Below are 19,654 nucleotides of genomic sequence, written 5' to 3'. Positions count from 1 at the left end.
AAAAAACCGCAGACGGATTCTGCGGTTTCCTGTATTACAGCTCCGCATCATACTCCCTGTAAGATAGCGCAACACAGTGGCGGCCCGCGGTTTCTGACCGGCGGTGCACTGTGACAGTTCCGTGCCTTTCGGCGACGGCCCCAGTCTTGCAGCTGACAAGAGCGGCTGCAGAGACTTCGGCGGATATTCCTTTCGGCGGCGTTTCACAGACGGCTCTTTAACGTCTCCACGCGCTTACTCTTAATATTCGCGACCTCTACCTCATCTTAGGTATGATGAGGCTATCTTTATACTATGAACACAACAGGAATTAGTATAATGCAACTTGGCATCGCAAGCAATGACAAATATAGGGATGTTGGCGTCAGTTGCGGCGGCGCTCCGACATCTGCTGCCAGACGGTTCCGGCAGCTTCTTCACCGGAGGAAATGCGTTCCAGCGCCATTCTGGCCTGGAGGCCTACCTCGAACTCCGGATCGTCCGCTGCCGCCTTCAGTGCCTCTTCGGCTTCAGCTGTGCCGACCTCGTAGAGGAAACGTGCAGCCCGCCAGCGGACAAGCTTGCTGGCATCTGTCAGCGACGCCGTCATCACCGGCGTCGCTGCCGGATCGCCGATGTCGGACAGCGTATCGCCGGCTGTGCGCCGCACCGCCGGGGCGCTGTCTCTCATCGCCTCGTAGAGCAGCTCCATCGCCTCGGGCGTGCGAAGGTCGCCCAGGTACACGACCGCAAGCCTGCGGAGCTGCAGCTTGGGGTCGTGCAGCGCCGTGCGCAGCTCCGGCAGGAGCTCTGCCGTAGGCAGAAGGTCCTCCAGCGCGGCGTAGCGCACGCGCCAATCCTCATGCTTCAGGTCTCGCAGCAGCTCGGCCTGATCCTTCTTCTGCCGCTGCTCGATGAACTCGCCGGCGGTTCCGTGCGCGATGGCCTGCTGCACGAGCGAGTCGAGGCGTTCCTGCGGATACGCCGCTTCCAGCTCCTGCTCCACCTCGCGCGCAATGTCGGCCGGCTCGCCGTAACGCACGCCGTAATCGGTGAGCTTGCGCTCCTTGATCATCACGGCGCTAGCCACATCCGTCACCGCCTGCGTGAAACGGGCGGCAAGGGCAATGCGCTCCTCACTCGCGCCCGTCTTGACGCGGATCTGAATCGGGATACCGCGGAACATCTGCACGAATACCTGTGACTCTCCGAAGTGGGCACCTGCATTCTCATCGGCGAGGTCGAAATCCGCGCTTAGGCCGTCAGCGCCGAAACGGCTCTGCACCTCGCGGAGGATCGCTGCCCAATCGGCGCTGCCTTTGCGTTCAAGCGCGGCGAAATCGGCAGCATGATAAATGCTGGTGACGCCTGGAATGCTCAGCATATCCCGTGCCCAGGAGGGCGCGGTGCGCTGGCTTTCCGGTGTATAGGTCCGGCGTATTCCGGGCTCCAGGCTTTCATCCAGATGAAGCTTCATCGTATTTGGACTTGGAGTCGGTTCAATAAATGTGATCTTCATACGTTAGGCTTCCCCCTTGAACGGCATTCGTGCCGTGTTCTTTACCCGCATTTTACATCATTTCATGCCTCAAATCCAAAAGGGTTACCGGGGCAGCCGCTTAAGTCCAGGCGGAAGTGGGTAAAATTTGTACTAAATGTAAGGTGCGTCTGGCCGGGCGCGCAGAGGTTGATCGTTGCTTTCTAGTTGACTGCAGCCTTACTTTGCCTTTGGAATTTTGCAAATGACTATGCGGAATCATATAGTAAAGCTATTGAGCTTGCCCTGTAGTTCTTCCGGCAAGCCTTTTAAGGAGAGGTGCTGGAATGGCTAAAATCCGATACAATAACGTCGATAATGTCAGTACAGACAAAACGCTCAAGGAATTCCGCCAGTGGCGCGAGGAGCGCCGCCGCAAGAAGAAGGATTATACCTATAAAGTGCCAAACCATCCGCCGCAGGTATCTTATCTGGCCGGGAACCGGCTGGAGACCACGATTACCTGGATCGGGCACTCGACTTTTTTTCTGCAATATGAAGGGATGAACATTATTACCGACCCGATATGGGCGCGGCGGCTCGGCTTTGAGAAACGGATCGGCCAGCCGGGCATCCCGCTGGATGAGGTTCCGCCGGTTGATCTGATTCTGATCTCCCACTCTCACTACGACCACCTCCATATTGCCTCCATCCGCAAATTATACCGGGCAGGTACAACGCTCGTAGTACCTGTGGGCCTGAAGCGGAAGATGCTGCGCAAGGGGTTCGCCAACTGCCTGGAAATGCAGTGGTGGGAGGAGCTCACGCTGGGGGCGGTTAAGCTTACATTCGTACCGACCCAGCACTGGACCCGGCGGACGCCGTTCGATACGAATTCGTCCCATTGGGGCGGCTATGTGCTGGAGCCTGCCGACCCCGGCAAACACCCGAAAGGGGAGGGGGACGGAGCAAAGCCGAAGCTTCCGCCGAATCTATATTTTGCCGGGGACAGCGGCTTCTTTCCGGGCTTTAAGGAGATAGGTAGCCGGTTTAAGCTCCATGTCACCCTGATGCCGATCGGGGCTTACGAGCCGGAGTGGTTTATGAATTCACAGCATGTGAATCCCGAAGAGGCGGTTCAGGCCTTTATAGATGTAGGTGCAGAATTGATGATCCCGATGCATTTCGGCACCTTCCGGCTGGCTGACGATACGGCGCGGGAAGCGCTGGACCGGATGGAGCTGGCCCGCGAGGCTCAAGGAATCCTTGCAGAGCGTATCCGCACATTGGGTTACGGTGAAACATTGGTGGTGCATCCCGAAGAGCGTGATTCCCGCCAATAGCCCGGCCGGGCAAGCGGTGAGCGCGGATTTTCCCGCAATCCGGCCTATTTGATGTTGGACGCTATACGGATCTCTGTATTTTGCCCGGAAACGGCCAGTTTGCTCTAAAAAGACGGCAAAGCAGTTCCTTCTTGGGCCTCTTTTGCTTGATTTTATGCTATAATGAGCCGAAACCCTAAGTGAAAAGGATGGTAATGCTTAATGATTAGCACAAGCGGCGTAACACTCCGCTACGGAAAACGCGCACTATTTGAGGATGTAAACATAAAATTCACACCCGGCAACTGCTACGGTTTGATCGGAGCGAACGGGGCCGGCAAATCGACGTTCCTGAAAATTTTGTCCGGTGAAATTGAAGCAAATATCGGGGACGTGCATATCACCCCCGGTGAACGACTGGCGATACTGAAGCAGAACCATTTCGAATACGATGAATTTTTGGTGCTGGAAACGGTAATTATGGGGCATACCCGTCTTTATGAGATCATGAAGGAGAAGGATGCGCTGTACGCCAAAAGTGATTTCACAGAGGCTGACGGACTGCGCGCCGGTGAGCTTGAAGGCGAATTTGCCGAGCTGAACGGCTGGGATGCAGAGCCTGATGCTGCCGCCATGCTGATCGGACTTGGTATTATGCGTGAAATGCATGACAAGAAAATGGCCGAACTCAGCGGCAACGAAAAGGTACGGGTGCTGCTTGCGCAAGCCCTGTTCGGACGTCCGAACAACCTGCTGCTCGATGAGCCTACCAACCATTTGGATCTTGAATCCATCGGCTGGCTGGAGAACTTCCTTATGGACTACGAAGGCACCGTTATCGTCGTATCCCATGACCGTCACTTCCTGAACAAGGTATGTACACATATTGCGGACATCGACTTTGGCAAAATTCAAATGTATGTCGGCAACTACGACTTCTGGTATGAGTCCAGCCAATTGGCCCAGGCCCTGCAGCGCGACTCGAACAAGAAGAAGGAAGACAAGATGAAGGAGCTGCAGGCATTTATCCAGCGTTTCTCGGCCAATGCCTCCAAGTCCAAACAAGCGACTTCGCGTAAGAAGCAGCTGGAGAAAATTACTTTGGACGACATCCGTCCCTCCAACCGGAAATATCCGTTCCTCAACTTCAAGCCGGAACGTGAAGCAGGCAAGCAGCTGCTTACCATCAGCGGGCTGAGCAAATCCGTTGAAGGCGAGAAGCTGCTCGATGAAATCAGCTTTGTGGTGAACAAAGGGGATAAGATCGCTTTTGTAGGTCCATATTCACAGCCTAAATCACTGCTGTTTGATGTCATCATGGGTGAGAAGGAAGCGGATGCCGGTGAATATGCATGGGGAGTAACAACAACCCAGGCCTATTTCCCGAAAGACAACTCCAGCTATTTCGACGGGGTAAACATGAACCTGGTAGAATGGCTGCGCCAATATTCCAAGGATCAGGATGAAACCTTCCTCCGCGGATTCCTCGGCCGGATGCTGTTTGCCGGTGAAGAAGCGCTGAAGAAAGCAAGCGTCCTGTCCGGAGGCGAGAAGGTCCGCTGTATGCTGGCCAAAATGATGCTGAACGGTGCGAATGTGCTAGTGTTTGATGAGCCTACCAACCACTTGGATCTGGAGTCTATCACGGCGCTGAATAACGGGCTGATTGATTTCGACGGAACCATTTTGTTCACTTCGCATGACCATCAGTTCATCCAGACGATTGCCAACCGCATCATCGAGATTACCCCTACCGGAGTTATCGACCGCTCGATGAGCTATGATGAATATTTGGAGAACCCGGAAATTAAGGAAATGCGCCAGCGCATGTATCCTGTGGAAGCTTAAGAGATAACTGAAAGAATGAACAGTAATTCGTTCATAGCAAAACGGCTGCGTTACCCCTTATGAGGGATAACGCAGCCGTTTATGTTCAAATACAGTGTGAAATGCGACTTGCACATGCCATAATTCCTAAGAACCACCTGTACGGCGGCGCTGATTGTTTGGCTTCTTGTTATTTTGACTCTTTAGCGGCTTCGCTGAACCGGCTTGAAAGGAAGAACCCGGTTTAGCGGATGACTGCTGTTTCTTCTGTTCCAGCTTCTGGCGGATGGCATCAGCCAAGTTGATCTTTGGTTTATCATTACTTTCGCTCATTATGTTAACCCCCTTATAAAGCAAGTTCTTTACTTTATTCTAATTGTTTTTAAATGCAGTCACAAGGGCAAGAATAAATCAAAGCATGATTTACCGGAGGGCAGTAAAGAAACCGGGTATAGGGGGGACAGGAATTGGCCGATATTTATGAAGATATACGCAAAGGTGAACGGGGGGCCTTGATCAGCATTATTGCTTATCTTATTCTGTCCGCCTTAAAGCTGGTCAGCGGGTACTTGTTCGCTTCCAGCGCGCTGCTTGCAGACGGATTCAATAATCTGACGGACATTGTCGCTTCACTTGCGGTACTAATCGGGCTGCGCATCTCGCGGAAGCCGCCTGACTCGGATCATACGTACGGGCATTTCCGCGCCGAGACCGTAGCTGCATTGCTGGCATCCTTTATTATGGCTATGGTCGGAATTCAGGTTATTGTAGAAGCGGTCCGGTCTTTATTCGAAGGAGCCAAGGAGGTGCCGCAGCTTTGGTCAGCAGGTGTGGCGGTACTGTGTGCGGTTGCCATGATGGGGGTCTATATCTATAACAAGCGGCTGGCGAAGCAGATTAACAACAGTGCACTCATGGCTGCGGCTAAGGACAATTTTTCCGATGCAATGGTGAGTATCGGTGCTGCTGTAGGGATCGTTGGCGCACAGTTCGGACTGCCGTGGATCGACTCCGCTGCTGCGGTTGCTGTCGGTCTGCTGATTTCCAAGACAGCTTGGGATATTTTTCGTGATTCGACATACCGGTTGACTGACGGCTTTGATGAAGATAAGCTGCTGGATTTGCGCAGCACGATTGCCCGGACGCCGGGTGTGGAAGGGATCAAGGACCTCAAGGCCCGTGTTCATGGAAATCATGTGCTGGTGGATGTTGTCGTGGAAGTGGATGCCGAAATTACCGTATTGGAAGGTCATGAGATCAGCGATTCCATTGAAGATAGAATGAGCAAATTGCATAATATAATGAATGTGCAGGTCCATGTAGAACCTAAAGGTTAAAAATCCTTAATTTCTTCTAGTTATCTGTAATTTCCACCAAATCCAAGGAGAATTCAAGACTATAGACCTGGTACTTACCATAAAGTGGCAAGCTTTTTTGTGAAATTTGGAGCATGTTCCAATTCCCGGCTAAGCCTATAATGAGGGCAGAAAGCAACAAACGTAGCGCGCGCCGTTGTTGATTTTCTCATTTTGCTAAGCGGGGGAACGCTATGATCACATCACATAAGCAGATTGCAGCAACGTTACTGGTCTCAGCATCACTTGCAGTATCATTGGGAGTTTTCAGCCCGCAAAAGGTGCAAGCAGCTTCGGTTTCTTCAGATTTCGCAGTGACAGCAACGTCTGGATTAACCGGTACTATACAATCTTCAGTTCGTCTGCGCACGAGCGCTTCCACAAGCGGTAGTGTGCTTCGTTATTTAAACGAAGGTGAACAGGTAACAATTGTGGAACAAACGAACAGCTATTGGTACAAAGTCAGAACTTCAGATGGAACCGTTGGTTATACCAGCGCGGGAGAGCAGTATATTCGAGTGGTTTCGGGATCTGGAAATACATCTTCCGGACAGACAGGGGTTATACAAGCTTCGGTCCGTCTTCGGGAACTGCCTTCTACAAGCGGAAAAGTACTGGGGTATTTAAATAGAGGCGATCAAGTAGCCATTCTGGAAGAACCGGACAGTTACTGGTACAAAGTAAAAACTGCAGACGGAATTGTAGGCTATACAAGTGCTGCAGACCAATATATCTCGGTAGGTGGCGGAACGTCTACTCCAGCACCAACACCAGCTCCGACACCAACACCGAATCCAACACCAGCGCCAGTGCCAGATCCAACAGCCCCGGCACAATCGGAAGTGATTGAACGGGTCATTGCCGCGGGCATGGGTTATCTTGGAACTCCTTATGAGTTCGGATCAAGCAGAAGCAACACGAGCACTTTCGATTGTTCCGACTTTATCCGGCAAATCTTCATAGATGCAGCTAATTTGAAACTGCCTGCTGATTCACGTCAACAGGGAGCCTGGGTACAGCAGAACAGCAACACTGTCACAGATATTTCAGGCCTGAAACGCGGGGATCTGATGTTCTTCATGGATTATAAAGGAAATTCAGCTTCTGCTTATGCAGGCATCGACAAATCTGCGGCAAGAATTTCACATGTAGCCATGTATCTGGGTGACGGACAAATGCTGCAAACGTATTCCGTATCTTCAGGCGGGGTACGGGTAGATAAATTAAGCGCTTCTTGGGTGAACCGTTTCCTTTACGGAGGTTCGGTCATCCGCTAAATATAAATGCATACAGGAAGCGACAGCATCGCAAGTTTGTGACGGGTGAACTAGGACGGATGTTTTGTGGGGCTATCCCATCAGTAGAATTTTCTGCTGAGGGATAGCCTTTCCTGTGTTTAGGGCATGCAAGAAAAAAAGCCCGTCAGGACTTTTGGATGTCCGCAGGCTGTTTCACTATACACCCTCGTAAGGGCGTATCTATACTAAAAAGGCAAGTCCCCGCATGGCTATGTATGAGTTTGGGAGCGGGGCGCTGCTCGTAAAACTGATTTATGGAGTGATTACATAAGCAGACGCGGGAACCTTAATCCAGCGCATGCCCAACCAGGTGTATATCTCTCTCCATTCATTGCCGTTCGAATCAACCAGGATATTTCCTGTAGTGTCAAGGGTTTGAGCGCCGAGAAAACCCGTAGCAACAGGGCTGTTCATGGAAGCGTAGAAAGGTGTTGCTTTTGTCAAAATAATCTGAGGAGTTGCTGGTCTAAGGTCTGATTGTGTGATTACTGTCTCAAACCGGGGGCTGTAAGTTGTTTCCGTTACAGTTGTTGTGTTGGTTACTTCTGCAGCTGAAGCCGTTGCGGCTATGGAAGCCATAAGACCCATTGCTACTGTTAAGCTGGCTAGTTTTTTCATTGTGATTCCTCCCAGAGTTGGTTTTGCGTATATTTACCATGTTTGCGATGTGTTAATAAGGATGTAAACAAAAAGTGGATACAATGAACCAACCCCTTTGTTTTTTATGAAAACTATCGTGAACAGAGGAATGAAGGCGACTTACGGGTGACAATCCGAGTGGAAAGGCCTATACTTTCTGCATGGTGAATATGATGTATGGAGGAAAAAGGGAGGGGGAGGAATCTCTGGCATAATCAGACAGCGGCAACCGCTATACATAAATCAGACCCGAACTCCTTTTCGGAGTCCGGGTCCTTTGCACCTGTAATGTGATGCGGTTTTTAATGTTCTTTTACAGTTACAATGATCTTCCTCTGCGCCCTGTAAAGAGCGAAACTATGAACAGCACGAGGAAGATAAAGAACAATACTTTAGCGATTCCTACTGCCGCCCCTACGATATTAAAGAAACCGAATACACCGGCAATCAATGCAATTACCAGCAGAATTACTGACCATTTCAACATGTGATGTCATCCTTTCTGTGTGGTGATGTAGTCATTGTTTAAACGGGTCGCTCCCCTTTGAAACAAAATAGGAGAGGTAGTCTTTAAGTCGCTTGACAAGCTGTTTCGGCCTAAGTAAGTAAGGGTAACTATGCAGTATCAAGGCAGAGCAAGCCGACATTTATGATTTGGAAGGGGTTTTCGTAATGATCATTGAACTTAGCGTTGCACTTGTTGCGATTGCATTCGCCGTACTCGTTTTCTTTTTAATTAAAACCTTAAAATCAGCGAAAGAATCCCTCGACAAGGTCAGCCAGACTCTGCAGGAAGTCCAGAAGACGGTGGATGAGCTTACTTATGAAGTGAAAACAACCGTCAGACATGCCAATGATATTACCGCCGACGTCCAGGGCAAGATTCAAAAGATCGATCCTATTATGGATTCAGTGAAAAATCTTGGCGATGTAATGAACGAATTGACGCTGACCGTGAAGCAGGTATCCGTGACTGTGATTGAGAAGTACCGGAAATCACGCGAGCTTAAGGAGAAAGCCAAAGCCGTCTCTTTAGAAGATGCTCCGCTGACACCTGCCGAAGAACGTACAGTAAAATCCTATGATGCCGCATATGCCAAAAAAGGTCCGGGGAAAATAGGAATGGCGCTTAAAGGCGTGGACGCTGCAGCTGCTATATGGCAAAAATTCCGGCATTAACTAAGTAGGCGGCAGTGAGAAAGGCGGGATGATTCCATGAACATTGTCATTCTTTTGCTAAGTCTTCTCTCTCCATATTTAACACCGTCTCCGCAGAAGGAACATGTTCCTGCCGCCTTTTTTAACATGCAGCCGCCAGTGGTGCTGGCCATTGAACGCAGTATGGGGGTAAGCCCTTATATCAGCAGCTTTAATTCTTTGGCGGGGGCATCGCTTTATATGTCGGAGGAAGAACTGCTGCTGGCTAAAGGTTCGCCGCTTAGTATTGCTCCCGATCCCTGGCAGGAATGCCTGGAATATCAATACGCCGATATGTCGGCAGGAGTTTGTGAAGGAGCCGTGCTGTATGTTCACGTAACGCCAGCACAGGCCGGGCAATACGGATTGCAGCTGAATGAAGAAAAACTGGATCCGGCGCAAAACAATTTTCAAGAGCTGCTGGGAACTCCGGATTTTGTAGCTGAAGACGGCGATGTCTATTTAAGAGGAAGCGCTGCGCTGAAGATTTACCGCAATCCGCAGACAGGGGAATGGGAGGGTATCGATTTATTTGATGGAAATTCCTCCTAATCTGTTTCACGGTCCGCAAATAAGGTTAATGAAGGAACAGTTGTCTTATAAGGCATGATCCTCATTAATCTAACCATAGGAGCGTGATTTCATGGATTCAATCGGTACACAGGCGTATGCCAAGCTGCTGGAAAATGGTGTTCAGGCGATCGAAGAAGTGAATCGGCTGCGCAGCAGCGGCTATTCCAGAGATGACATTTATGTCATTAGCCACGATCAGGACCGTGAGGGCCGTATCGTTGATGCTGCAGATACTAATGAGGTCAGTCTCAGTGAAGAAGGGTTATTTGGCGCGATTGCCAATCTTTTCCGTTCGCGGGGGGATGCGCTCCGTTTCAAAATTACTTCGCTGGGTTTTAGCAGTGCAGAAGCAGGCTTCTACGAGAAAGAGCTTGATTCAGGCAAGGTTCTCGTCATCGCCAAAAGAAACCCGCAATAAACGCCGGTTTGTTGTATGAGAACCTATAGCCCGATAGCGTAACCTCCAGCTCCACTATAATTAGTGGGGATGGAGGTTACTTTGTTGAATGCTGATACAATATATTACTCTCCTGGTAGATTGTTTACAATTGGAAAGACGGCGTTCAAATATCGTATGATAGAATTATAGATGTAAGGGATTTGTACGGCTCTAATACTAATCGTGCGAGGTGAAGATGCTTGAGAATTTTAATCGTAGATGACAACCCGACTAACGTAATCATTATCCGTGAAATCCTGAAAAAAGAAGACTATCGAAATTTCATAACAGCATCATCCGCCAAAGAAATGCTGAAACTGCTTGGCATTGGAGGCGAAAAGAAAGGACCGCAGCAGTCGGATATCGATTTAATTCTGCTGGATATGATGATGCCAGAGATGGATGGAATCGAGGCTTGCCGTGTGGTTCAACAATATGAGCATCTAAGGGATATTCCGATTATTATGGTTACCGCTGTGGGGGATTCCAAGAAATTGGCGGAGGCACTGGATGCCGGAGCTGTGGATTATGTTACGAAACCGATTAACAAGGTTGAACTTATGGCGCGTATCCGGCTGGCGCTCCGTCTCAAGCGGGAGAAGGATTGGCATAAAGAGCGGGATCAGCGGATGCAGGATGAATTGAAGCTTGCAGCACTTGTGCAGAATGCTGTACTCAGTTTGCCAATTAAGGATGAGGTTTTGGAGGCGCATGCCATCTATCAGCCTTCCGCTGAACTGGCCGGTGACCTGTATGCCTGGTATCCGCTGGGAGACGGCAGGTATGCCGTGATCCTGCTGGATATGATGGGACACGGGATCTCTTCGTCGCTTTTCTGTATGTTCCTGGCCTCTGTGCTTAAGGATACTGTGACTACGTACGTGGAACCCGAGAAGGTGATTCAAGAGCTGAACCGGCGGTTTAACCAGCTCTATATCGAGAAACAGCTGGTCCAGTATTATTTTACCGCGATTTATCTTGTGATTGATATGCGCATGAAGCGAATTGACTATGTGAATGCCGGACATCCGCCGGCGCTGCTCTTTGAAGGCAACGCCAAGAGACCTGTGCTTCTGGAGAGCAATTGCCATCCGGTCGGTTTGTTCGACCGAATTGATATTCAGCCGCAGAGTTTGAGTTTCGGAGAGGAAGGGCATCTGGTAATGTACACTGACGGTCTGCTGGAAATGGCCCCAGGTGAACAGGAAGAGCAGCTGGAATTTATGATCAGGAATCTGAACGGGGACCACGAATGGCGTGAAGAGGTTATGCAGGAGGCTTTTTTCACAGATGAAGCGGATCAGGAACGTGATGACGACAAATGCCTGGTGTGGATCACGCTGAAGAAAGGAACGGATAAGGAATGAAGATAAAGGCCAAGCTGCTGATCGGCTTCAGCGCGATGCTGGCAATTATGTTGGCACTTACGCTGATTGGATACGATCGGCTTAATTATATGAGCAACCAGCTAGACGGCTTTCAGGACAGATACAGCAAGGGGCGTGCGATTTCCGGACTTCGGGGCGAAGTCAATGATATGGCGCGGATCCTGACCACATCGATGCTGAATGCCGATACGCTGTCTGTGGGAGCCCAGAAAACTGAAATAGACGGCAAGGTTATCAAGGCGGAAGGGTATTTGAAGACCATAGAAGCTTCGATGAGTGCTGCGGAGGAAATGGAATTTTTGAACCGGATTAAGAAAGCTAATTCCGCTTACTTGAACTATCAGAATAAAGCGTTGGAGATGCTTACAGCCGGTTATTTTCAGAATGCCAACACCTACCGCAATACAGAGGGACAGGCCATTCAGAACGAGGTGCTAAACAGTTTGAATGCCCTCGCTGATTACAATGCCTTTCAGATGACCGAAGAAAACGCCACCGCGCAGAAAGCTTATGAAAGATCCATTCAAATGGTAACGCTGATTATGATTGTAGGGCTGCTGCTTGGACTTGGTGTCGTCCTTTGGGTGATTCCAAGCATTACGCGCGGTCTTAATGTCGTTTCCATGATGATTACGAGCTTTGGAAACGGCAAGATGCGGGCGATCCGCCGGATCAAGGTAGTCTCCAAGGATGAAATCGGTGATGTAGCCCGAGTATTCCAGGAGATGGCAGAGGACCTTGAACAAAAGCAGCAGCTGGAAAAAGCTTATGCGCAGGCTCAGAGCGATCAGGCCTGGCTGAATGCGAATATCGCCCAGGTAACAGAACTGCTGCGCGGCGTCAGTTCACTTGATCAGGTGTCGCAGACCTTTATCAACGAATTCACTCCTGTGCTGGGAGCCCAATACGGTGCGGTTTATTTGAAGGATAGCAACAATCCTAATCTGCTCACAGCAAGCGGCTATTATGCCGGTGAAGGGGGCGACAAGCCGAAGGAAGGGTTTGAAATCGGCCAAGGGCTTGTCGGACAGAGCGCGCTGGATAAGAAGCCGATCAAACTCTCAGAGGCTCCGGACGATTATATTTCCATTTCCTCAGGTTTTGGCGATTCCCACCCTCAACATATATCTATTTATCCGTTGTTGTTTGAGGATGAACTGCTCGGCGTTGTTGAATTTGCCTCCTTTACGCCATTCACCGCGCTGCAGAATGAATTGCTGCATCAATTGACGAATAATCTCGGTGTCATCCTGAACAATATCAGCCGCAGACTCGTTGTGGAGGAGCTGCTGCGCGAATCACAGGCGCTCACGGAAGAACTGCAGTGCCAGTCGGAGGAGCTCCAGACCCAGCAGGAAGAACTTCGCCGCTCCAACGAGAATCTGGAGGAGCAGACCGATGCGCTTAAACGTTCGGAGGAGCTGCTGCAGCGGCAGCAGGGAGAGCTGGAGCACTACAATAGTGAACTGGTATCCAAAACCCGCGCGCTGGAGGATCAGGTCCAGGAGGTTGAAGAGAAAAAGGATGAGATTGAGCACGCCCGTGTCCAGTTGGAGAAGCAGGCGATGCAGCTTGCTGTAACGAGCAAATACAAATCGGAGTTCCTGGCCAATATGTCCCATGAGCTGCGGACTCCGCTGAACAGTCTGCTCATCCTTTCGCAGCTGCTTACCGAGAATAAAGAAGGTAACCTGTCGGAAAAGCAGGTTGAATTCGCGCACACGATCTATATGTCCGGTGCAGATCTCCTGAAGATGATTGATGAAATTCTTGATCTTTCCAAGGTCGATGCAGGTAAGATGGAGCTGAATTATGAAGAAGTTCCGCTGACGGAGCTCAAAACCTTTGTGAAACAGAATTTTGCTCCTCAAGCCCTTAAGAAAGGGCTCTCTCTGCGTCTTTCCTTTAATGAGCCGCTGCCGGACAGTTTATTTATAGACAGTCATCGCCTGAAGCAAATTCTGCGCAATCTGCTGTCCAATGCCTTTAAATTTACCAGCGAGGGTTATGTAGGATTTGAGGTAAGCCGTGCAGTGCCCGCTCAATTGCCGTCCTTCCTTCCGCCGGAGTATGAGTATATTTCCATAGCTGTGAAAGACAGCGGTATCGGGATTCCTGCAGACAAGACAGATATCGTATTTGAGGCGTTCCAGCAAGTGGATGGGACGACCAGCCGCAAATATGGCGGTACCGGTCTTGGATTGTCGATCAGCCGTGAATTAGCACGGTTGATGGGCGGGGCCATCGGGCTGGAGTCGCGTGAGGGACAAGGTAGCACGTTTACGCTGTATCTGCCGGTCCAAGGAAATTACAGCCTGCTTCCAGGAGCAGTTGAGGTGGCAGCGGCCCAAGAGGCGGCAACACTGGCAGAATACGTGGAGGAACTACAACCTGCTAAATCCGGGAATGTCATACCTGCCCCGCTTAATCCAATCATAGTGGAGGATGACCGTGAGAATTTGACGGCAAACGATAAGGTTCTGCTTATTGTCGAGGATGATGAGAGCTTTGCCAAAATATTGCTTGATATGGCCCGCGGACGCGGTTTCAAGGGATTGGTGGCGCTGCAGGGGGATATCGGTCTGCAAATGGCCAAATCCCACCTGCCGGATGCGATTATTCTGGACATCCAGCTGCCGGTTATGGACGGCTGGGCGATACTCAGAGAGCTTAAGGGCGCATCACAGACTCGGCATATTCCTGTTCACGTCATCTCTGTGAATGATGAGATGAAGCAGGGCCTAATGATGGGCGCGATGGCTTACTTGAGAAAACCTTCGACCCGGCAGGCACTGGAGCGGGCATTCTCACAAATCGAGAGCTACACAGCCAGTACCCTGAAGCATCTGCTGATTGTCGAGGATGACGAAATTCAGCGCCGTTCCATTATGGAGCTTATCGGCCATGATGATGTCGCCATTACGGCGGTTTCAACCGGACAAGAAGCGCTCGGTGAACTGCGTAAGCAGAAATACGACTGCATGGTTCTCGACCTGATGCTTGATGATATGAATGGCTTCGAACTGCTTGATCAGATCCGCGATGATGAGGAACTGAATGATCTGCCGATCATTATCTACACCGGTAAGGACCTGGACAGCAAGGAAGAGACACAGCTGCGGAAATATGCCGAATCGATCATTATCAAGGATGTGCGCTCGCCGGAGAGACTGCTGGATGAGACTACCTTGTTCCTCCACCGGGTGGAAGCCAATCTTCCGGAGGATAAGCGTAAAATTCTGCAAAAGCTGCACAATAAAGAAGAGCTGTTTGAGGGAAAGAAGATTTTACTCGTGGATGATGATATACGCAACGTATTTGCCCTCTCCAGCGTGCTGGAAGAATACCACATGGAAGTGAAGTTCGCAGAGAATGGCCGTGAAGCACTCGATATGCTGGTTGAACAGGAAGATTTTGATCTCGTGCTCATGGATATGATGATGCCGGAAATGGACGGATATGAGGCGATGCGCCGGATTCGCCAGATGCCGCAGTATCATAAATTGCCAATAATCGCGCTTACGGCCAAGGCAATGAAGGAAGACCGGGCCAAGTGTATTGAAGCGGGAGCTTCGGATTATATGAAGAAACCGATCGGTACCGATCAGCTACTTTCCTTAATGCGCGTTTGGTTGTATTCGTAAGCGTAAATTTGGGGTAATAGCATTACAGCACCAACAAACAACAGACCGGAAATACGGCATATGCAAGGGAGCCTTGATAACATGACAGCTATGGAACGGGGATATGATGAGGAGCTCACCCAATCGGGAAGCAAGCAGGAGCTGGAGCAGATTGAAATTGAGCTGCTCCTGAGCGGTGTGCATCGCTTGTACGGATATGATTTCAGAAATTACGCCATGCCTTCTTTGAAACGGCGTATCTGGCATCACGTCCATGCCGAGAATGTGCCGAGCATATCTGCGCTGCAGGAGAAAGTGCTGCATGACCGCGCCTGCTTTGAACGGTTCGTCTACAGCCTTTCCATCCCCGTGACGGAAATGTTTCGGGATCCAGGCCTCTTTTTAACTTTCCGCCAAAAGGTGATCCCGCTGCTGAGGACTTATCCTTATATCAGGATCTGGCATGCGGGCTGCTCCACCGGCGAAGAGGTATACTCCATGGCGATTCTGCTGCACGAAGAGGGGCTTTACGACAAGGCGCGCATCTATGCCACTGATATGAACGAACGCTCGCTGCAGCAGGCTAAGGAAGGCGTATATGAGATCGGTAAGATGAAGCAGTATACCAAGAATTATATGGAGGCGGGCGGGACCCGCGCATTCTCTGAATATTATACAGCGAAATACAATTCAGTCATTCTACAGCCGTACTTGCGTAAAAATATTATCTTTGCAGAGCATAATCTGGCAACAGACACCTCATTCAACGAATTTAATGTCATCTTTTGCCGGAATGTCATGATCTATTTCAATGATGAACTTCGCGACCATGTGCACGGCTTGTTCTATGAGAGCCTCAGCCGGTTCGGAGTACTGGTGCTCGGCTCCAAAGAATCTATTCACTTCACCAGGTATAGCAACAGCTACGAGCCCCTGGATAGAGTGGAAAAAATCTATCGCAAGAACAAATAGCGGGATAGGAGGGGGCCTATGGGGGTTCAAGAACCAATTCATATATTGCTGGTTGACGACCGTCCTGAAAATCTGCTGGCGCTTGAAGCTGTGCTTGAGAGTCAACACTATAAGCTTGTCAAAGCCAATTCCGGTGAAGAAGCGCTGAGATGTTTATTAAGATATGAGTTTGCGGTGATTGTGCTGGACGTACAAATGCCAGGTATGGATGGTATTGAAACCGCCAAATTAATCAAAGCCAGAGAAAAGACGAAGGATATTCCAATTATTTTTATCTCTGCCAACAGCAAAGAGGCGGAGCATCTGTTCGCGGGATATTCTGCCGGGGCTATTGATTATATGGTCAAACCCTTCATTCCGCAGATCTTGAAGTCCAAGATTGAGGGCTTCGTTAACATGCACTTAACTAATAAGAAACATCAGATGCAGTCTATGCTGCTGCAGCAAAAGACGCAGGAGCTGGAGAAAATCAACGGAGAGCTGGTTAAGGCTAAGGAAGCGGCGGAGATTGCCGCTAATGCCAAAACCGAGTTCCTGGCTATGATGAGCCATGAGATTCGCACGCCGATGAACGGTGTGGTGGGTATGATTGACCTGCTGATGGAAACTGAGCTGGCTCCGGAGCAGAAGGAGTATACGGAGATTATCCGCAAAAGCGCCGATACCCTGATTACGGTCATTAACGATATCCTTGATTTCACGAAGATGGAATCCGGCAAGATGGAAATGGAAGAACAGTTATTTGAGCTACAGACCACCGTTCAGGAGGTATTTAGCTTGTTTTCTGCCGAAGCAGGAAAGAAAAACCTGGAGTTGGCCTATTTCATTGATCAGAATCTTCCAAAGCTGATCTACGGAGATATGGCCCGTTTGCGTCAAGTTCTAATCAATTTAGTCGCCAATGCGGTGAAGTTTACCAATCAAGGCGGAGTTTACCTTGTTGCATCCGGCCTGCCAACAGCTGATAATAAACTGGTAGTTGAATTTACCGTGAAGGATACAGGCATCGGGATTTCTCCGGAAAAATGTGACCGGCTGTTCAAGCCTTTTTCCCAGCTTGATTCTTCTATGACACGCAAATACGGTGGAACCGGTCTCGGGCTGGCAATCTGCAAATCCCTTGTCGGGATGATGGGCGGCGACATACGCGTAGAATCGATGGAGGAGAAAGGGGCGACCTTTGTATTCACGATTGAGGCAGCGAAGCCTGAGGATGAGCTGGCAAGGGGATTTCAAGAGGTGGAGCCGTATGAAGACGTGGACAACCAGAGATGGCGGAGAAAAGTCCTTGTTGTAGACGACCACCCGATCAATCAGCGGCTTATGGTCAGCATGCTGGATAAGCTGGGTTATGACGCCGACGTCGCCGAGGACGGCAGCCAGGCGGTGGAGCTGGCAATGAAATATGCTTATGATTTTATTTTTATGGATCTGCAAATGCCGGTCATGGACGGTCTGACAGCGACCTCCAAAATCCGGATCAGCGATGGGCCATCCGCCGAGAAGGCAGTCATCATCGCGATGACGGCCAATGTCATGGAGGGTATCCAGAACCGTTGCATGGCTTCAGGCATGGACGGTTATATCAGCAAGCCGCTGAAGCTCAGCAGTATTAAACAAATTATTGCCCGTTATTCAAGACAGGATAGTCACGTCAATGGACGGAATACAACACTTTTCAAAGCATAAACCAGTATTTGCCAATGATGTAGAATTAGTTTTTTTGTTTCAAACCTAGGTCTTTAGGGTTATTGGTAAAGAAAACATTTAATCAGGAGAGTTGTCTATGAATACACATAAAAGCGAAAAGTTCCATGCAAAAACCGAAACTGAAGGCAGCGTTTGTACGGTTTCCCTGATTGGAGAACTAGATTTGTCTGTTGCTCCCGATTTCCGTTTGGTCATGGAGCCGCTTGTGGGAGATACGGGGCTTGACCTCGTTATTAATCTGAAAGACTTGAGATATATTGACAGCACCGGTATTGGAATCCTGCTCTCGATCCTCAAAGCAAGACACGGGATGGACGTTAAGTTTACCGTTGAAGAAGTTCCGCCGCAAATCCAGAAGCTGTTTGATATGACCGGTATTTCTAAGTTTTTTGCCCCCCAAGAGAATTCCCACTAGGAAAGGATCGAACTAAGGATGAGTGATGACGTGCAAAAAGTAGTTCTTCAGTTACCTGCGAGCGCAGAATATGTCGATATCGTTAGACTGAATTTATATGGCATTGCCTCAAAAATGGGTTTTACCTATGAAGATATTGAGGATATGAAGGTAGCGGTTTCGGAAGCCTGTAATAACTCTGTATTATATGCGTACGGCCAAGAAGATGGTTTGGTCGATGTAATCTTTGAAGTAGGAACAAGTGCCTTGTCCATCACCGTCAAAGATGAAGGGGAGAGCTTTGACGGATTGGATTCGCCCGACGGACGCATAACGCTGCATGATAAAGAGCTGAGTGATGTTCAGGTTGGCGGACTGGGATTTTATTTAATGCAAGCGCTCATGGATGACGTAAGCGTCGTGAGTGAAGCAGGGAGAGGGACAGTCGTTACCCTGACTAAGCGGCTTAATTTCAGCGAGGAGAAAGTATGAGTGATAAAGTGACTCCCCCAGAGTCCATGAACGAAGCAGTAAGTTTGATCTGGGAATATCAGCAGACCAAGGATAATGAAATTGCCACCGTGCTGATCAAGAAATATGAGCCGATGGTGAAGATGGCTGCCGGGAAAATTGCCCGCAACCGTCCGGATCTTTATGAAGATCTGTATCAGGTTGGGCAGATGGCGCTTATCCGATTGCTGCAGCAGTACGATATCAGCTTGGGCATTCCGTTTGAGCCGTATGCGATGAAGAGCATGATCGGGCATATGAAAAATTTCCTGCGGGATAAATCCTGGTACATACAGGTCCCAAGACGGATTAAAGAGAAAGGCGCCCTTGTGCAGCAGGCCATTGATGAACTTACCATCAGGCTGGAACGTTCTCCTGCTGTGGAAGAGATCGCCCATTATCTTGATCTTACTGTGGAAGAAACTGTGGAAGTACTGGCCGGCAGGGAATGTTATCATTACGTATCATTGGATTCGCCCCTCTCGCAAGAGGAGACGGGCGCTACGCTCGGCGAGCTGATCAGCTCCGAAGCCAACGATTACGAGACTGTGGAGAAACGTATGGATCTCCAGCAGGCGCTGGGCCAGCTTAAGGAGCAAGAGCAGCAGGTGCTGCTGCTGGCGTTCCAGGACGGTCAGTCGCAGCGTGCCATCGCGCAGAAGCTCGGTGTATCACAAATGAGCGTCTCACGGATCCAGAAGCGGGCCACCGAGAAGCTGAAACAGATCATGGCGAACTCCTCCTATTGATTCTTATCGCTAGTCCCCAAGATTAGGACATACCTTATCCCCGCCGGGGAAGGGTATGTCTTTTTTAAAATATAAGCATTTATATGCTTCACGCTATAAATTATCCTTCTATTTCTCGCTGAAACGGATACCGTCCTTTTGAGGACGGCGAAGCCGTTTCTGCTTGTTTGTATTCAGCCTGAAGCGGACATACACATCAACC

General features: G+C 49.7%; 18 protein-coding genes and 1 riboswitch. Of the genes, 14 read left to right on the top strand and 4 right to left on the bottom strand.

All coding sequences use genetic code 11. The annotated features are described in order from the left end of the window. Positions 1-56 precede the first annotated feature (56 nt). Positions 57-267, bottom strand: a riboswitch (Lysine riboswitch). A 97-nt stretch (positions 268-364) separates the two neighbouring features. Beyond that, complete coding sequence (locus tag ACQ76X_RS16275) at positions 365-1,498, bottom strand: virulence factor (protein ID WP_438495019.1); 1,134 nt, start codon at positions 1,496-1,498, stop codon at positions 365-367. A gap of 305 nt (positions 1,499-1,803) precedes the next feature. Here ACQ76X_RS16275 and ACQ76X_RS16270 point away from each other — a divergent pair, with 305 nt between their 5' ends. Both ACQ76X_RS16270 and ACQ76X_RS16265 read left to right on the top strand, forming a co-directional pair. After that, a complete protein-coding gene (locus tag ACQ76X_RS16270; RefSeq protein WP_438495018.1) occupies positions 1,804-2,799 on the top strand; it encodes an MBL fold metallo-hydrolase in 996 nt (331 codons plus the stop codon). Positions 2,800-3,000: 201 nt separating this feature from the next. Next, positions 3,001-4,626, top strand: a complete 1,626-nt coding sequence (locus ACQ76X_RS16265; RefSeq protein WP_038596609.1) for an ABC-F family ATP-binding cassette domain-containing protein — start codon at positions 3,001-3,003, stop codon at positions 4,624-4,626. Positions 4,627-4,752: 126 nt separating this feature from the next. On the opposite strand, the gene ACQ76X_RS16260 is transcribed toward ACQ76X_RS16265, so the two are convergent. Beyond that, positions 4,753-4,938 (bottom strand): hypothetical protein, encoded by a 186-nt coding sequence (locus ACQ76X_RS16260; RefSeq protein WP_038596607.1) that lies wholly within the window; start codon positions 4,936-4,938, stop codon positions 4,753-4,755. A gap of 134 nt (positions 4,939-5,072) precedes the next feature. Here ACQ76X_RS16260 and ACQ76X_RS16255 point away from each other — a divergent pair, with 134 nt between their 5' ends. Further along, complete coding sequence (locus tag ACQ76X_RS16255; protein ID WP_076113326.1) at positions 5,073-5,942, top strand: cation diffusion facilitator family transporter; 870 nt, start codon at positions 5,073-5,075, stop codon at positions 5,940-5,942. 212 nt (positions 5,943-6,154) lie between these two features. Further along, the gene (locus ACQ76X_RS16250; RefSeq protein ID WP_438495017.1) at positions 6,155-7,237 is read left to right on the top strand and encodes a C40 family peptidase; all 1,083 of its coding nucleotides are present in this window, start codon (positions 6,155-6,157) and stop codon (positions 7,235-7,237) included. Positions 7,238-7,510: 273 nt separating this feature from the next. Here the strand turns inward: ACQ76X_RS16250 and ACQ76X_RS16245 are convergent, their stop codons facing one another. Both ACQ76X_RS16245 and ACQ76X_RS16240 read right to left on the bottom strand, forming a co-directional pair. After that, positions 7,511-7,876, bottom strand: coding sequence for a hypothetical protein (locus ACQ76X_RS16245; protein WP_038596602.1), 366 nt, complete (start codon positions 7,874-7,876; stop codon positions 7,511-7,513). A 340-nt stretch (positions 7,877-8,216) separates the two neighbouring features. After that, the gene (locus ACQ76X_RS16240) at positions 8,217-8,384 is read right to left on the bottom strand and encodes a DUF1328 domain-containing protein (protein ID WP_038596600.1); all 168 of its coding nucleotides are present in this window, start codon (positions 8,382-8,384) and stop codon (positions 8,217-8,219) included. Between the two features lie 185 nt (positions 8,385-8,569). Here ACQ76X_RS16240 and ACQ76X_RS16235 point away from each other — a divergent pair, with 185 nt between their 5' ends. The 10 genes from ACQ76X_RS16235 (at position 8,570) to ACQ76X_RS16190 (ending at position 19,452) form a co-directional block, all read left to right on the top strand. Next, on the top strand, positions 8,570-9,076 hold the full coding sequence (locus ACQ76X_RS16235; protein ID WP_438495016.1) for a DUF948 domain-containing protein: 507 nt from the start codon (positions 8,570-8,572) through the stop codon (positions 9,074-9,076). A gap of 36 nt (positions 9,077-9,112) precedes the next feature. Next, entirely contained in the window at positions 9,113-9,646 is a 534-nt protein-coding gene (locus tag ACQ76X_RS16230; RefSeq protein WP_438495015.1) for a hypothetical protein, read from the top strand. Positions 9,647-9,737: 91 nt separating this feature from the next. Next, the gene (locus ACQ76X_RS16225) at positions 9,738-10,085 is read left to right on the top strand and encodes a general stress protein (RefSeq protein WP_038596595.1); all 348 of its coding nucleotides are present in this window, start codon (positions 9,738-9,740) and stop codon (positions 10,083-10,085) included. A gap of 221 nt (positions 10,086-10,306) precedes the next feature. Further along, positions 10,307-11,473, top strand: coding sequence for a SpoIIE family protein phosphatase (locus ACQ76X_RS16220; protein WP_438495014.1), 1,167 nt, complete (start codon positions 10,307-10,309; stop codon positions 11,471-11,473). Continuing rightward, the gene (locus ACQ76X_RS16215; protein WP_438495013.1) at positions 11,470-15,138 is read left to right on the top strand and encodes a response regulator; all 3,669 of its coding nucleotides are present in this window, start codon (positions 11,470-11,472) and stop codon (positions 15,136-15,138) included. Before ACQ76X_RS16220 ends, ACQ76X_RS16215 begins: the two co-directional genes overlap by 4 nt. 81 nt (positions 15,139-15,219) lie before the next feature. Beyond that, complete coding sequence (locus ACQ76X_RS16210) at positions 15,220-16,089, top strand: CheR family methyltransferase (RefSeq protein WP_438495012.1); 870 nt, start codon at positions 15,220-15,222, stop codon at positions 16,087-16,089. Positions 16,090-16,107: 18 nt separating this feature from the next. Then, the gene (locus ACQ76X_RS16205) at positions 16,108-17,778 is read left to right on the top strand and encodes a response regulator (RefSeq protein WP_438495011.1); all 1,671 of its coding nucleotides are present in this window, start codon (positions 16,108-16,110) and stop codon (positions 17,776-17,778) included. 97 nt (positions 17,779-17,875) lie between these two features. Beyond that, entirely contained in the window at positions 17,876-18,214 is a 339-nt protein-coding gene (locus ACQ76X_RS16200; protein WP_038596585.1) for an STAS domain-containing protein, read from the top strand. Positions 18,215-18,232: 18 nt separating this feature from the next. After that, positions 18,233-18,685 carry an anti-sigma B factor RsbW gene (gene rsbW / locus ACQ76X_RS16195; RefSeq protein ID WP_038596583.1) on the top strand — a complete coding sequence of 151 codons (453 nt, stop codon included), beginning with the start codon at positions 18,233-18,235 and terminating at the stop codon, positions 18,683-18,685. Further along, positions 18,682-19,452: a sigma-70 family RNA polymerase sigma factor gene (locus ACQ76X_RS16190; RefSeq protein WP_076113333.1), complete on the top strand. Its 771-nt coding sequence runs from the start codon at positions 18,682-18,684 to the stop codon at positions 19,450-19,452. The genes rsbW and ACQ76X_RS16190 overlap by 4 nt, the downstream gene beginning before the upstream one ends. The last annotated feature ends 202 nt before the right edge of the window (positions 19,453-19,654 follow it).

This window comes from Paenibacillus sp. IHBB 3054 (assembly GCF_051594305.1).
In the GTDB taxonomy this organism is placed as follows: Bacteria; Bacillota; Bacilli; order Paenibacillales; family Paenibacillaceae; genus Paenibacillus_AQ.
Note: the sequence above shows the minus strand (reverse complement) of the source record. Positions and strands in the feature narration are given on the sequence as shown.

Coding starts and splice junctions, on each gene's coding strand:
- ACQ76X_RS16205 (WP_438495011.1), top strand. CDS start 16,108: ATGGGGGTTCAAGAACCAATTCATATATTGCTGGTTGACGACCGTCCT.
- ACQ76X_RS16245 (WP_038596602.1), bottom strand. CDS start 7,876: ATGAAAAAACTAGCCAGCTTAACAGTAGCAATGGGTCTTATGGCTTCC.
- ACQ76X_RS16235 (WP_438495016.1), top strand. CDS start 8,570: ATGATCATTGAACTTAGCGTTGCACTTGTTGCGATTGCATTCGCCGTA.
- ACQ76X_RS16210 (WP_438495012.1), top strand. CDS start 15,220: ATGACAGCTATGGAACGGGGATATGATGAGGAGCTCACCCAATCGGGA.
- ACQ76X_RS16270 (WP_438495018.1), top strand. CDS start 1,804: ATGGCTAAAATCCGATACAATAACGTCGATAATGTCAGTACAGACAAA.
- ACQ76X_RS16230 (WP_438495015.1), top strand. CDS start 9,113: ATGAACATTGTCATTCTTTTGCTAAGTCTTCTCTCTCCATATTTAACA.
- ACQ76X_RS16275 (WP_438495019.1), bottom strand. CDS start 1,498: ATGAAGATCACATTTATTGAACCGACTCCAAGTCCAAATACGATGAAG.
- rsbW (WP_038596583.1), top strand. CDS start 18,233: ATGAGTGATGACGTGCAAAAAGTAGTTCTTCAGTTACCTGCGAGCGCA.
- ACQ76X_RS16260 (WP_038596607.1), bottom strand. CDS start 4,938: ATGAGCGAAAGTAATGATAAACCAAAGATCAACTTGGCTGATGCCATC.
- ACQ76X_RS16265 (WP_038596609.1), top strand. CDS start 3,001: ATGATTAGCACAAGCGGCGTAACACTCCGCTACGGAAAACGCGCACTA.
- ACQ76X_RS16240 (WP_038596600.1), bottom strand. CDS start 8,384: ATGTTGAAATGGTCAGTAATTCTGCTGGTAATTGCATTGATTGCCGGT.
- ACQ76X_RS16190 (WP_076113333.1), top strand. CDS start 18,682: ATGAGTGATAAAGTGACTCCCCCAGAGTCCATGAACGAAGCAGTAAGT.
- ACQ76X_RS16225 (WP_038596595.1), top strand. CDS start 9,738: ATGGATTCAATCGGTACACAGGCGTATGCCAAGCTGCTGGAAAATGGT.
- ACQ76X_RS16215 (WP_438495013.1), top strand. CDS start 11,470: ATGAAGATAAAGGCCAAGCTGCTGATCGGCTTCAGCGCGATGCTGGCA.
- ACQ76X_RS16200 (WP_038596585.1), top strand. CDS start 17,876: ATGAATACACATAAAAGCGAAAAGTTCCATGCAAAAACCGAAACTGAA.
- ACQ76X_RS16250 (WP_438495017.1), top strand. CDS start 6,155: ATGATCACATCACATAAGCAGATTGCAGCAACGTTACTGGTCTCAGCA.